This is a genomic window from Acetobacter cerevisiae (assembly GCF_001580535.1).
GTDB lineage: Bacteria > Pseudomonadota > Alphaproteobacteria > Acetobacterales > Acetobacteraceae > Acetobacter > Acetobacter cerevisiae.
This window is the reverse complement of the sequence record NZ_LHZA01000144.1, coordinates 1-12,753: the sequence shown is the minus strand read 5'-3', so window position 1 is coordinate 12,753 and position 12,753 is coordinate 1. Positions and strand designations below refer to the sequence as shown.

17 protein-coding genes and 1 riboswitch are annotated in these 12,753 nt (G+C 60.0%); of the genes, 10 read left to right on the top strand and 7 right to left on the bottom strand.

The window, feature by feature from the left end:
- Nucleotides 1-80 precede the first annotated feature (80 nt).
- Both AD928_RS07805 and AD928_RS07800 read left to right on the top strand, forming a co-directional pair.
- Entirely contained in the window at nt 81-533 is a 453-nt protein-coding gene (locus AD928_RS07805) for a hypothetical protein (protein ID WP_062144267.1), read from the top strand.
- 9 nt (nt 534-542) lie between these two features.
- A complete protein-coding gene (locus AD928_RS07800) occupies nt 543-1,094 on the top strand; it encodes a GAF domain-containing protein (RefSeq protein ID WP_062249598.1) in 552 nt (183 codons plus the stop codon).
- Between the two features lie 9 nt (nt 1,095-1,103).
- Here AD928_RS07800 and AD928_RS07795 read toward each other — a convergent pair whose 3' ends face one another.
- The gene (locus AD928_RS07795) at nt 1,104-1,355 is read right to left on the bottom strand and encodes a hypothetical protein (RefSeq protein WP_062249597.1); all 252 of its coding nucleotides are present in this window, start codon (nt 1,353-1,355) and stop codon (nt 1,104-1,106) included.
- Nucleotides 1,356-1,554: 199 nt separating this feature from the next.
- On the opposite strand from AD928_RS07795, the gene AD928_RS07790 reads away from it, so the two are divergent.
- Together AD928_RS07790 and AD928_RS07785 are read left to right on the top strand one after the other, a co-directional pair.
- Nucleotides 1,555-1,959, top strand: coding sequence for a hypothetical protein (locus tag AD928_RS07790; RefSeq protein WP_062144258.1), 405 nt, complete (start codon nt 1,555-1,557; stop codon nt 1,957-1,959).
- A gap of 61 nt (nt 1,960-2,020) precedes the next feature.
- The gene (locus AD928_RS07785; RefSeq protein WP_063907787.1) at nt 2,021-2,368 is read left to right on the top strand and encodes a DUF3147 family protein; all 348 of its coding nucleotides are present in this window, start codon (nt 2,021-2,023) and stop codon (nt 2,366-2,368) included.
- Nucleotides 2,369-2,392: 24 nt separating this feature from the next.
- Here AD928_RS07785 and AD928_RS07780 read toward each other — a convergent pair whose 3' ends face one another.
- Complete coding sequence (locus AD928_RS07780) at nt 2,393-2,836, bottom strand: CHRD domain-containing protein (protein ID WP_062144252.1); 444 nt, start codon at nt 2,834-2,836, stop codon at nt 2,393-2,395.
- Between the two features lie 117 nt (nt 2,837-2,953).
- Complete coding sequence (locus AD928_RS07775; protein WP_156470145.1) at nt 2,954-3,154, bottom strand: hypothetical protein; 201 nt, start codon at nt 3,152-3,154, stop codon at nt 2,954-2,956.
- Nucleotides 3,155-3,265: 111 nt separating this feature from the next.
- Nucleotides 3,266-3,477, top strand: a riboswitch (cobalamin riboswitch).
- Between the two features lie 50 nt (nt 3,478-3,527).
- Here AD928_RS07775 and AD928_RS07770 point away from each other — a divergent pair.
- From AD928_RS07770 to AD928_RS07760, 3 genes are all read left to right on the top strand, one after another.
- Nucleotides 3,528-5,759, top strand: a complete 2,232-nt coding sequence (locus AD928_RS07770; protein WP_233420004.1) for a TonB-dependent receptor — start codon at nt 3,528-3,530, stop codon at nt 5,757-5,759.
- A gap of 162 nt (nt 5,760-5,921) precedes the next feature.
- Nucleotides 5,922-6,524, top strand: coding sequence for a DUF1349 domain-containing protein (locus AD928_RS07765; protein ID WP_062249591.1), 603 nt, complete (start codon nt 5,922-5,924; stop codon nt 6,522-6,524).
- Between the two features lie 8 nt (nt 6,525-6,532).
- Entirely contained in the window at nt 6,533-7,087 is a 555-nt protein-coding gene (locus tag AD928_RS07760; protein WP_456304666.1) for a sugar O-acetyltransferase, read from the top strand.
- 25 nt (nt 7,088-7,112) lie between these two features.
- Here AD928_RS07760 and AD928_RS07755 read toward each other — a convergent pair whose 3' ends face one another.
- Genes AD928_RS07755 through AD928_RS07745 form a run of 3 tightly spaced genes read right to left on the bottom strand, consistent with a single transcriptional unit; the run spans nt 7,113 to nt 9,410 of the window.
- Nucleotides 7,113-8,432 (bottom strand): S41 family peptidase, encoded by a 1,320-nt coding sequence (locus tag AD928_RS07755; RefSeq protein ID WP_167347354.1) that lies wholly within the window; start codon nt 8,430-8,432, stop codon nt 7,113-7,115.
- A 43-nt stretch (nt 8,433-8,475) separates the two neighbouring features.
- Nucleotides 8,476-9,138 carry an SdpI family protein gene (locus tag AD928_RS07750; protein WP_062249584.1) on the bottom strand — a complete coding sequence of 221 codons (663 nt, stop codon included), beginning with the start codon at nt 9,136-9,138 and terminating at the stop codon, nt 8,476-8,478.
- A complete protein-coding gene (locus AD928_RS07745) occupies nt 9,099-9,410 on the bottom strand; it encodes a metalloregulator ArsR/SmtB family transcription factor (RefSeq protein ID WP_062249583.1) in 312 nt (103 codons plus the stop codon). The genes AD928_RS07750 and AD928_RS07745 overlap by 40 nt, the downstream gene beginning before the upstream one ends.
- A gap of 162 nt (nt 9,411-9,572) precedes the next feature.
- Between AD928_RS07745 and AD928_RS07740 the strand changes: the two genes are divergently transcribed.
- A complete protein-coding gene (locus AD928_RS07740) occupies nt 9,573-10,871 on the top strand; it encodes a DEAD/DEAH box helicase (protein ID WP_062249582.1) in 1,299 nt (432 codons plus the stop codon).
- Between the two features lie 5 nt (nt 10,872-10,876).
- Here AD928_RS07740 and AD928_RS07735 read toward each other — a convergent pair whose 3' ends face one another.
- Complete coding sequence (locus AD928_RS07735; RefSeq protein ID WP_082779811.1) at nt 10,877-11,755, bottom strand: META domain-containing protein; 879 nt, start codon at nt 11,753-11,755, stop codon at nt 10,877-10,879.
- A 220-nt stretch (nt 11,756-11,975) separates the two neighbouring features.
- Between AD928_RS07735 and AD928_RS07730 the strand changes: the two genes are divergently transcribed.
- A complete protein-coding gene (locus AD928_RS07730; protein ID WP_062249581.1) occupies nt 11,976-12,233 on the top strand; it encodes a hypothetical protein in 258 nt (85 codons plus the stop codon).
- A 42-nt stretch (nt 12,234-12,275) separates the two neighbouring features.
- Entirely contained in the window at nt 12,276-12,662 is a 387-nt protein-coding gene (locus AD928_RS07725; protein WP_062144304.1) for a hypothetical protein, read from the top strand.
- The last annotated feature ends 91 nt before the right edge of the window (nt 12,663-12,753 follow it).

Genomic DNA, 12,753 nt, shown 5'->3' with positions numbered 1-12,753 from the left:
CCGCCCTTGCCGCGTGCTGATGTCTGTCCTTATTCTGTCCCCCTCACTGCCGTTTGGCAGATACCAAGAGGACCAAGCCTATGCTGAAACTTCGCCCTGTCTTTCTGGCCCTGACCGGCTGTCTCGCTCTGTCCGCGGCTCTGCCGCAGGCGCACGCGGCGCAGGCCCCCACGTCCGGCGTGCTGACGGTGCCAGCCGGTCCTGCCCCGATGACAGCAGCCACCGCAGCGCCCGGCGTGCTGGATTATGATGGCATCCCCACGGTGGAACATGCGTCGGCGGAAAACGTTGGCGGTCTGATGTATTATTGTGACGCCCATAAACTGGTGACGGACACCACCGTTCGCACCCTCGGCCGCCAGCTCGCCAGCCGCGAGGGCATTCGTACCAACCCGGCTTACGCATGGGGCGGGCAGGGGCGTCTGATGCTCAGCCCGACCGTGATGTTTGACATCACAACCCTCAACCGGGACCAGCAGGAAGCCGTCTGCAGCCGCTCCGCTCTGCGCGGCCCGGCGCTGCTGGCTCAGTAAGCGCACACCATGAGCGCCCCGGCCCATCGCCTCACCCCGGAAGATCTGCTCTCCGCCGCTACCGGTCTGCTGGCGGCGGAGCAGGATCCTCTGGCCAATATGGCTAATCTGGCCGCCCTTATTTTTGAGGCGCTGCCAGATCTCAACTGGGCCGGGTTCTACCTCTACCGTCCGCACGCAACAGCACAGGCCACGCTGTTTACGCTGGCCTCCGCTGTGCCGTCCGGAAAGCCAGAGGCGTCCGCGTCACAGGGTGAACTGGTCCTCGGCCCCTTTCAGGGCCGTGTGGCCTGCACGCGCATTGCGATGGGGAAGGGGGTTTGTGGCACCGCCGCCCAGACCCGCACCACCCAGCGCGTGGCGGATGTGCATGCGTTCCCCGGCCATATTGCGTGTGATGCCGCTTCGGCGTCTGAAATCGTCATTCCGCTGGTCGCACAAGGCCACCTGCTCGGCGTGCTGGATCTCGACAGCCCGCGCAAAGATCGGTTTTCTCCCGCAGATCAAACTCTTCTGGAAACGCTGGTCACAACGTTCCTCGCAACACTGCCCGCCGCCTGACGTCGGCTTTCAGGCAAAGCATTGATCGGTGGTTTCATCCGGGCTTTTCTCGGTTTTTTCGGAGGATGCGCCGTCCGGCTCCTGTGTGCGTCCCTGAGCCGCGCCAGCGTTCCCTGAGGCCGTGGTGCCTGACGTCTGTGCAGCAGCCTCAGTCTCCGGGCGCTCAGCCCGTTTGGAGCGGGGGTTCAAAATACCCCGGGAAAAGCGAGACCCATGCAGGAAACCAGAGCCTGCGCGACTGGTGTCAAAGGGGCGTCTCATAACGGCCTCCTTATTTTTTTCATTTTGTTATCTTTTAAATATGGGGTGCCGTACCGCTGAATAAAAGGGCAGCGTCAAAGAAAGACCTGTTCTTCTGCGCAAAGGGGACGCAAGCGGGCGCACATTGTCTCCGCAGCACTCTTTCGATACATTTACAGGGAAATCTGCCTCATTATCTGGCAGAAGAAAGGAAATAGAGATGCGTCGATTGATCACTCTGAGCGTTCTTGCCGCTCTGGCTGGCACAACAGTTACCGCCGCACAGGCGGAACCGGGCGGCTGCCTGAAATACGGGGCTGTGGGCGCTGTGGGCGGCCATGTCGCCAATCATGGCGTTCTGGGTGCCGTGGGGGGCTGCGTCACCGGCATGTATCGCCGCCACGTCTATCGTAAGGAAGCCAAGCAGAAGGCTGCTCTGTATGATCAGGAGCATCCCGGCGCAAAAGGCACCTACGCCCAGAAGGCCACAGCGTATGACGTGGAACATTCTACCCAGCCCGGCAAACTGACGTCCGAAGGTGCCCCGCAGAACGGCGCACAGCCCGGCCAGATGCCGCCGCAGGGGCAGGCTGCTCAGCCCCGGCAGGGCGACACCCACCTCTAAAATCTGCCAGCCCCTCCGTCAGCTTTTCAGCAGAGGGAGGGGTTCTGCACCGGAAAGAATGATGTTTTTCTGGCTCAAAGCCCTTCTCTCCGGGCTGACCATTGCTCTGGTCTCCACGCTCGCCCGCCGCTACCCCGGTCTTGGCGCGCTGGTGGCCTCTCTCCCCCTTATTTCCGTCTTTGGAATGATCTGGCTCTGGCTGGAAACCAAAGATCCCGCCCGCATGGAGGCCCATGTCGGGGCCACGTTCTGGTACGTGCTGCCATCCCTGCCCATGTTCCTGCTCATCCCGTGGATCATGCGGCATGGCGTGCCCTTCTGGCTGGCATTAGGCGCCGGCTGCGGCGTCACCATCCTGCTCTATCTGGGCATGGTCTGGCTCGCCCCCAAAATCGGTATTCAGATGTAGTAAACCTTGCGTGTTTCTCGAGGACTATTCACTCTTCCCCAACCACGCCCGCGCCTCACCATTCGGATATTTCTGGGTGTGCAGGTTCAGGTAAATACGGCCGTCCAGCAAATCCCGCTCCGTCTCCGTGCTCAGCATCACACTGCCACTCAGCGGGCTTTTATACGGGCCATGCACCGTCACTTCCGGCGGCCCATCCTTGCCGGGCAGGGCAGGGCCATGCAGATGCGCAATTGTTACCGGCCCACTCAGCCCGTCCCATGTCACGGTATAGCGCAGCACATGCGCCCCGGCGTAATAGAGCGCCACCACATTCCCATGCACCTGCGCAGGCGCGCCATGCTCCGGCGCCAGGGTGCCAGAAAACAGCATGCTACGCTGGGCCTGTGCCGGGGCGATGAACGCACCAGCCGCCAGCAGGCCAGCAGCCAGCGCCATACTCAAAACCGGTTTGCGGGGCAGGGTCATCACGGCAGGGTCCTCATCACGTCAGAAAGCACGCTGCATCCGGAACGCCGGATGCCATCACCTGCCTGAAACGCTCAGGACAAAAGGCCGTTGCCTCCGCTCACAGAATGTGAACGGTTATTCAAAATCCCGTATCACGCCCTCATGGTCCAGCGGCCGGTCCGGCGTGCGGCTAAAATGCACACGCGGCTGCGTGCCATCTGCCTTTATTTTCTGGCGCAACGTGGCCAGCCAGCGTTCCGTCGCGGCCTCCCGCTGCACAGAGGAAGAGGAAATTTCTGGTCCGGGACGGGAAGACTGAGGCATCATCTTGCTCACAAGCAGAAGGATTTCACGCCTCCTTCCTACACCGGCCAGCTCCTGCCAGCACGTGACGTTTTTTTGAAATCAAGGCACCCATACCCTTGACCCACCCAAAGCCCATCCCCTACCTCTGCGGCTGTCGAAGGTCTCGCGCAAGCGAGTGAAAAGGGAACGCTGAAGGATCCGGCTGGGCGCACAGGCCCGGGGTTCAGGCAGCGGCTGCCCCCGCAACTGTAAACGGTGCGCTGATGCATCACGCCACTGGCCCCATAACGGCTGGGAAGGCGCATCAGACAACCCCCGTGAGCCAGGAGACCTGCCTTCGTCGCTCAGTCATGATAGCCGGACGGGGTGAGCCGGATATCGGGGAACAGTTATGGGTCACGTTGTGTCTCTGCGTCCTGTCCGGCGCGGACGCTCTCCGTTTATCGTCGCGCTCCTCTGCGCCTCTGCCTTCACCACCACCGCACACGCCGCACCGTCTGCAAAACCTACGCCATCCAAAGATGCAGCCCGCCGCGCCTCCCCGGTCACGCCTCCCATCACGCCGGCAGGGTCACCCCAAAAACTCATCGGCCACAAAACAACCGAGGCCCACGGGGAAGAGCATCTTCAGGTCATCGCCTCACATACAGATCCCATGGGCCGCGCGCTCACGGCCAGTCAGGGCAGCATTACCGCCAAGGAACTCCGCCTGCGGCCGGTTTATCGAGTGGGGCAGTTGCTGGAATCTGTCCCCGGTCTGGTCGTCACCGCGCATTCGGGCGAGGGCAAGGCCAACCAGTATCTTCTCCGCGGCTTCAATCTGGACCACGGCACAGATCTCGCCAGTTTTGTGGATGATATCCCGGTTAATGAACCCACCCACGCCCACGGGCAGGGCTATACAGATGTCAATTTCCTCATGCCGGAACTCGCACAGGGCATCGACTACACCAAAGGCCCCTTTTACGCGGATGTCGGGGACTTCGGCGTCGTCGGGTCCGACCATATCCGCTTAACGGATGACCTGCGCGGGCAGGCTTCTGGCAGTCTCGGCACACTGGGCGATGAACATGCCTTTATTGGCGATACAGCGCACTTCAAAAATGGCGATAAACTGCTTGGCGCTTTCTCAATCGACCATCTGAACGGCCCGTGGGCGCACCCGGACAACTTCCGGGGCATCAAATCCGCCGCGCGCTACACCCACACCACAGAACACACCAAATTCAACCTGACCGGCCTGTATTACCGAGGCCAATGGAACAACACGACCGACCAGCCTCTGGAGGCCTACCAGAAAGGCCTCATCAGCCGTTACGGCTCTCTGGACCCAAGCGACGGCGGCTATTCCGAACGGTTCAGCGTTTCCGCGCATCATATTCTGCATAACGATAACTGGCAGCTCAAAACATCGCTTTACGTCGTGCATAGCCGCCTGACCCTATGGAACGATTTTAGCCATTATCTGAACGACCCCATCAATGGCGATCAGGAACAGCAGGACGAAACCCGCACCACCTTTGGCGGCACATCGGCATACCAGCGGCACGACATCTTCCTGCACCGCGCTACAGACACCATTTTTGGCGTACAAGGCCGCTGGGACAGCATTTATATCGACCGTCGCCACACCCGCCAGCGCAAAGTCCTGCCCGATTGCCCGGATAGCAGCGTGCCCACCGGCCAGTATGTCTGTAATGCGGATAACGTCTCACAAGGCAATGTCGGTCTGTTCGGCCAGAACATCACCCACTGGCTGCCCTGGCTGCGTACCGTTGTTGGCCTGCGTGGCGATTATTACGGAGGCTCAGATCACAGCCTCGTTTCCGGTTATAGGGGCCGTGTGCATCAGTGGCTTTTTCAGCCCAAAGGCAGCCTGATTTTCGGCCCGTGGTATAAAACGGAATTTTATATCAGCGCAGGGCAGGGCTACCATTCTAACGATATCCGCGCCGTCCTTGGTACCGTGCCGACTGATGGCATTGCCAACGGTGCCATCGCCACCCCGTTCATGACCCGTGCCACCAGTGAGGAACTGGGCGTCCGCACCAACATTATCCCAAAACTGAACCTGCAGGCCGCCTTTTTCCGCATCGATTTCAGTTCAGAACTCACTTACGACGCGGATGAAGGCGTGAACGATGCCGGTGCCCCCAGCCGCAGGCAGGGGTTTGAACTCTCCGGCCAGTATCACCCGCTGCCCTGGCTGGAACTCAACGCAGATATTGCTTCCACCCACGCCCGCTATTTCACCGGCAATCCCGGCCTCTATGGCCTGCCGGGGCGCTATGTGGCCAACGCCCCTAACTTCATCGGTTCCTTCGGCCTGCTGGCGGAACACCCCAGCGGCTTTTTCGGTGGTGTGCAGTTCCGCTGGCTCGGTTCCTACCCCTTAATCGAAGATAACTCCCTGCGCTCCCACGGCTATAAGGAGGTGAACATGGATGTCGGCTACCACATCACAAAATACCTTCAGGTACAGGCCAGCATCTACAACCTGACCAACACCCACGCCTCCGCCTCCCAATACGCCTACGATTACCGCATGACCCCCACATCCCGCGTCGAAACCGGCGCCACCTACCACCCCCTCGAACCCCGCTCCGCCCGCTTCTCCGTCACGGCGAATTTCTGAAAACTATCGAACGCTATACAGTATCGATGGAAATGCTGCATGGCGGACACCTTAAAGCAGGGGCCCTGTCAGTTGCTTTCCAAAAGGAGAGAGGGCACTCTGACACGTGCCTATCAAAGTCCCGATAGACCAAGTGCTCACCAACACAGGGAAGCCCCCGCCATGACGTCAGAAGCAGAAAAACAGTCCCTCTGGCATGGCGGCATCTGGCTGAATAAACCGCACCAAAGCACCCTCACGCCGGAAACGCTCGAGATGATAACCGATGAAGGATCGGATTTCTGGCGTGAAACGTTTTATGGCTTTACGCGTGACAGCGGCCATTTTTACGGTATGCCGGCACTGGGAAGCTTCACAGCTCAGCTTCGGATTCGTGCAGAGTATGAACAATTGTATGATCAGGCTGGCATCATGGTCCGTGTTGATGAAAGCCGCTGGGTCAAAGCCGGGATCGAACTGTCAGATGGCCGCGCCATGCTTAGCAGCGTTCTGACAAACGGCTGTTCGGACTGGGCCACCGCTCCTTATGAGGGCAACCCAAAGGATTTCTGGATGCGGGCAACCGTCGCAAATGGCGTTTTGCGCCTTCAGGTGTCGGCAGATGGCAAATTCTGGCCGCTTGTGCGTCTGGCACCGTTTCCACAGGCCGCGTCTTATCTGGTCGGCCCCATGTGCTGCACCCCGGAGCGTGCTGGCCTCAAGGTGCAGTTTTCAGAGTGGTCTCTGGGCGCTCCCCTTGGCAAAGCCCTGCATGATCTGACATGATTTCCCTCATGACCGAAAAACAGAAAATGCTGGCCGGCGAGCTCTATCGCGCGAGTGACCCGGAACTGGTGCAGGACATGGCCCGGTGCGCCGCATGGCTGGCCGAATACAACGCCGCCAGCACCGCACCAGAGGCAGAGCGCACGCAGGCCCTGCGGCAACAGCTTGGCGCGGTGGGGGAAAATGTCTCGGTGCGCGCACCGTTCCATTGTGATTATGGTTTTAATATTTTCCTGGGCGATAATGTTTTTCTGAATTTTGGCTGTGTCATTCTGGATATCGCGCCCGTCCATATCGGCCACGGCACACAAATTGGTCCCGGCGTGCAAATTCTTGCAGCGGACCACCCGCGAGACCCAGCCTTACGCCGCCAGCTTCTTGAGTCTGGCCGCCCCGTCACTATCGGTCAGACTGTCTGGATTGGTGGCGGGGCCATCATCCTGCCTGGTATCACAATTGGAGATAGCGCCATCATCGGCGCAGGCAGCGTCGTCACGCGCAACGTGCCCGCAGGTGTAACCGTCGCAGGCAACCCGGCCCGCATTTTAAAAAGCACGCGTTAACGCAACACCCTCTTGCTGACCCGCCCTAAAACCCCTGCCGCAACCACACTTCCGCCGCCCGCTCGGCAGCATCAGGATCAGCCTCCACCACATCCGGCTGAACCGGCCCCTCATACCGCTTGCCCGTCCGGTCCAGTTCAAACTCTGCGGCCACTGCCAGCCTCCCACCATCAGGCAGGGTGAAGCTCTTGTTCCCACTGGTCTGACCATGCGTGGCGGTCCCAAAAAACCGCGTGTTAGGCCGCCCCTTTAGCGCAATCGCCACCGCTTCCCCCGCGCTGGCGGTCTGCGGGCCAAGCAGAACCGCCACCGGCACGTGGGACAAATCCGGTCCATCGTCCTGCGGAACCACGCCTTGCGCCACGGCTCGCCAAGGGGCAGAGCGTTTGCCCGCCCTGTCTTCAAAAAAGCCCAGCTCCCCACTGCCAAGCAACGGCCTCAACGCCTGCACCATCGGCCACATATTCCCGCCTCTATCGTGGCGCAGATCCACAATCCACCCGCGCATAGCAGCAGCCTGCGCAAAAATCTGCTGCCCCGTGCGGGAAAATTCTTTCATCCCTTCAGCAGAATGAGACATCAAAAAGGGGAGTGAAATGCTTCCAATATCAGGCGCTTTTTTCGTAAAGACTGGCATCTGCTCAGGTTGCGCGGCCAGCTTGCGCACCGTATCAGGCGGCATCACAAAACTATGCCCATCATGCAGGTCAGCAAGCAGAGTCCGGATCTCGGCATAAAGATCATCAGCCGACCCCACTCTGGCCAGTTCCAGCAAAGGCGGCGTGCGGCTCTCCCAGTCAATCAAAGATGCATGCAGCGCCTGTGTGCGCATGGTATTGATTGCAAAAGCCATGGTCTGCACAGCAACAGACTGATCAGCATTCTGTTTTCCCGCGGGCACAACCGGCCCAACATGCAGCCCGCAAGCGGTCACTGTCCCCGGTCCACGCAGCAGCACACCATAAACAACCCGTGTCGCCTGCGGCGGCACCCACACCACCATCTCCTGCATGCGGGTCACACTTTGCCCACGCACCATGTCCTTTTGCGTATTTCTAAACCCGATCTGCTTTGTGCCGTCATAAAGCGTCATCCACAGACCAGCGCCTGCCTGCACATCCTGCACGCTCAGTTGCGCACGCAGGCGCAACACCTTGTTCTGCAAACCATCTGTTGAAAGCGCAGTCTGCGTCACAGCATATTGCGTCGGACTGGCGGTGGCAGAGTGCAGCACCACCGCTTTTTCTCCATCCGGGCAGGGTGCCCCCTCAGACAACGCAAACTGATGCTGCGGGTCAAACAGTTCCCACTGCACGGGGTTCGCAAACCCCTGTGTTGGACCCATCAAAAGCCCACCTGCACCCACCGGAAGAACCAGCCTCTTCAGTTCACCCACGCGTCTTTTCCTGCCGCCAGTAGAGCCATGAAAGACCATAGCAAAACGCAAGCATCCCCAGCATGACACAATTGATAAGTTTCAGATCCACCGGTCGGCCGAGCATCCCAAAACCGGCAGCAATCAACCCGACACCTGCAAGAATAAACAGCGGTCCACAGGCCCGATGCGTGCGGTCCCAAACCCGTGCATTGGCTTTTGTCCACGGGGTGCGAATACCCACCAGACTATTGGGCCGGATTTTCCCCAGACAGTTCCCAACAACCAGTAAGAAAACCCCGGTCATCACAGCATTGAGGGACCCCAAAGCAACTTTAATCCCCACCGCATACTCCATGGCCCCAACAGCCAGAGCACAAAGAGATGCTGTGAGCGTAATCCACGCCAGATCATAAACCGGCAGAGACGCCTGCAAACCGGTGTCGGACCGAAAGCAGTATTGGATGCCAAAAAACACAAGCCACAGCGCGCTCAGCAACCCGATCCATATCGAAATCCCATGCAGGGGCGTCGCAAACCGATCAGGCACCCACCGGCCGGAAAAATGGACCGGCACCAGCGCATCCGCCGGGGCAAGCCAGAGGATAACCAGACCAATGGCAGCCGTTGCCGCAATCAGCGCGAAGGAGAGGCGGGGGCCGTATCTGTGCTGCATGAGGGGTCACTCTTTCCCAGGCGCATGGTGGAAGCAAGCCGCAGCCAAGCCTCTTCCAACACCGAAAGTTTGAGGTGATAGACTAAAGTTGTGCCAATCCGTTCCCGATGCACAAGGTCCGCCGCAAGCAATACGGCCAGATGCCCGGAAAGGGTCGGCTTGGCGAGGGTAAAGCAGTCTGCAATGTCGCCAGCCGTCATCTCCCGCGCGCGCAGCATTTCCAGAATGGCGCGGCGGGTCGGGTCAGCAAGGGCTTTAAACACATCATTCATGATTCGCTATTTAGCAAATTACCAAAATAAACACCACATCATTCTGCATCCCCCCCATACCCTCTGTTGACGCCCGTTCTCCCCACCCGTAAAAAGCTCCCGTTCCAAACACGCGATGCCCTACCCGGCGCAGCCTTATTGAGCGCCGGAGGCGCTGCCCGCATGTCCCCGTCTATTACATTTGCCGATCTCCCTCTGGCGCAGCCCCTGCAGGATGCCCTGGCCGAGACAGGCTACACCACCCCCACGCCCATTCAGGCCCAGTCCATTCCGCTGCTGCTGGAAGGGCGGGATCTGCTCGGCATGGCGCAGACCGGCACCGGTAAAACCGCCTCTTTCGTGTTGCCGCTACTGCACCGCATGGCACAAAACCCGCGTCCGGTCCCCAAACGTGGCGCACGTGTGCTGGTTCTGGCCCCCACGCGGGAACTGGTCTCTCAGATTGCCGATGGGTTTGAAAATTTCGGGCGGCATCTGCCGTTCACCGTCACCACCATCTTCGGTGGTGTCAGCCCGATGCATCAGATCAATGCGCTGAAAAACGGCGTGGACGTCATCGTCGCCGCCCCCGGCCGCCTGCTGGATCTGGTGACGCAGGGCGAATGTGACCTCTCCCAGCTTGAAGCTCTGGTGCTGGATGAAGCCGACCAGATGCTCGATATGGGCTTTGCAAAACCCATCGAACGCATTGTCGCCACCCTGCCCAAAGAGCGCCACACCATTCTGCTCTCTGCAACAATGCCGAAATCCATTGCAGCGCTGGCCGAAAGCCTGCTGCAAAATCCAGCCAATGTCGAAATCGCGCCGCCCTCCACCACGGTGGACCGCATCGAGCAGTCCGTCATGTTCATGGATGCAGCCCACAAGAAAGAAGCCCTGCTGGAACTGCTGCGTACACCCGGCATGGGTCAGGCCGTGGTCTTCACCCTGCAAAAGAATATCGCCAACGAGGTCTGCGCCTTCATCACCGAGGCCGGTATTTCGGCGGAAGCCCTGCACGGCAACAAGTCACAGGGTCAGCGGGAACGCGCTCTGGACGCCTTCCGCGCCGGCACCGCACAGGTTCTGGTGGCAACCGATATTGCGGCCCGCGGCATTGATGTTGATACCGTCACGCATGTTTTCAATCACGACCTGCCCAGCCTGCCGGAAAGCTACGTCCACCGTATTGGCCGTACAGGCCGGGCAGGGCGCAGCGGTTACGCCATTACCCTGTGCGATGCCGAGCAGCGCGCCTGGCTGCATGATGTCGAGCGTGAAATTGGCTGCACTCTGACAGTCAACACAGACCACGCCTGGCATTCGGAAGACGCCCGCACCTCCACCAAACGCGCCCCCGTCCTCGGTGGCGGCCCGGTCAAACAGATCAAGCCGCAGAAAGTCCGTGAACGCAAAATCTGGACCGAAGAAGAAAAAGCCGCCGCCCGCGCCGCCGCCATGGCAGCCCGCAGCGGGGCCTGATTTCCTTAAAAAACCTGCCGCAACCGCACAGTTTTCTTATCACCCGTCTCTAACACCAGCACGTTCCCGTCCGTCCGCCAGTGCGTCACAGCACGGGTCAGGGCGGAGAACTGCCGGGCTATCGTATCCTGTCGGCCGGGGCAGGCCATCATGGTGCTGATGCCCCCCTGCGCTGAGGCCTTTACGCGCCCATCCTTGCCAAATTCCAGCCCACCCACATAACGGTTGCACCCGTCAGAGCCGGAAATCTTGCCGCTGCCATTAATATCCAGCGTCGGGGCCATGTCCGGTGCTCCGGCTTTCAGGCCCGGTTCATCCGTGGTGCGGTCCGTGTCAGAGGGCGGCTTGCTGCCATCGGCCAGCCGGTGCCCGTCCAGTGCCGTCACGACCCAGCGCGTGCCGTTCAGGTTGGTCGGGGCCAGCGGCGTACCGCCACAGCCGGTCAGGGTGCGGCCCTGTGTCACAATCCGCACCGTGTCCGCATAACTCTGGCCGCTCATGCTGTCGGAGCAGGTTTTGGCGGTAATCTCCACCTGCATCGCTTTTGCTTCATAAGTGCGGTTCCCGCCTTCCGCATGCGCATGCAAAACCGGCCCGGCCATACGCGGCCCGTCCGGCGTTTCCAGCGTCAGCATGTTCTGCGCCAGCGTCATGTTCCAGGAGGGCTCATTGCCAGAGGCCTGATAAATCCCGTCCGGCTTGCCAGAGGTCGCTACCGGCTGCGTGGCCGTCTGCCCCGCACAGCCCGCCAGCACACCGGCCAGCCCAAGCGCCAGCACGCCACCCGTTGCGCCGCGCCGCAGGCCACGCCGCGCTGTCTGTTCAGCGCGCTCAGTTCGCGTCTGTCGTGCTGTGGCCTGTGCGCCTGTTTCCGTGCTGTGCATCTGGTTCCTCATAGTCCTCTGGTCGGCCTGTGCCGTTGCCCCATCCTACTGCCATTTCACACAACAGGGCCAGCCTGCCTCTAACGCCGGTGTGCTCACTCCGTTGCGCTATCGTCACACCATCGTCCGGGCGCATAGCCCCTCAACCGTGACGCCCCCACGCCTGCCGTGATAGGCTGCCCGCATCCGTCCAGCCGGCAAAACCACAGGGGAGGGCTCCATGCCTGAAAACAGCATCGCGCAGAAAATCGCCATCGGTGTGTTCAGCCTGCTGCTGGCTGCGGGCACCCTGGCAGGCGGGATCTATTGTGCCGGGCAGGCCACGGATATCCTGCTGCATAGTTCAAAATGGCCGAACCTGAGCCATTACAGCACCCTGCTGATTGTGCCGCTCGGTCTCGTGCTTTATCTCAGGCATCGCAAGCGCGGCCAGAAGGCAGAGACCGTGCACGATGACCCCTATGGCGGCCTGCGCTAACCGCGGCCACTCCTACCAGACAGACCAGCCAGAAAGACCATCATGATTATTCAGGGCTATAATTTTTTCTGTGATATGCCCGATGACATGCGCTACCTGCGCAACAGCACCCCGGACGAAAGCTTTATTGAAGAGAACATGATCTTCATTCTGCCCGACCGGCTGAAGAAGTTCCGCAAGAACCTCTGGCACGTGCGCCGCAATGCCGGGGCTACGCATATTTATATCCCGCTGTTCCGCGTTAAAACCATTCTGGAGCAGGACCCCATTCCCCCGGGGTATGAAGGCCCGTTTGATGTCTTCCCGTTCTACACGCACACATCCAAACGCCGCAGCCGCGCACTGGATTATTATCTGCTGTTCGTCTTCCGGCACAAGGAGACCTATGTGCAGTGCAAATCTCTGCTCAACCCGGAAAAAGCCCGTTAAGCTCACATGAAGAAACGCGGAAACAAAACCTTGCGCCCCGCGAGAGGTCTTGAGCGACGCAAAATAACCTAGAGCGTTTTCCTCTCAATCT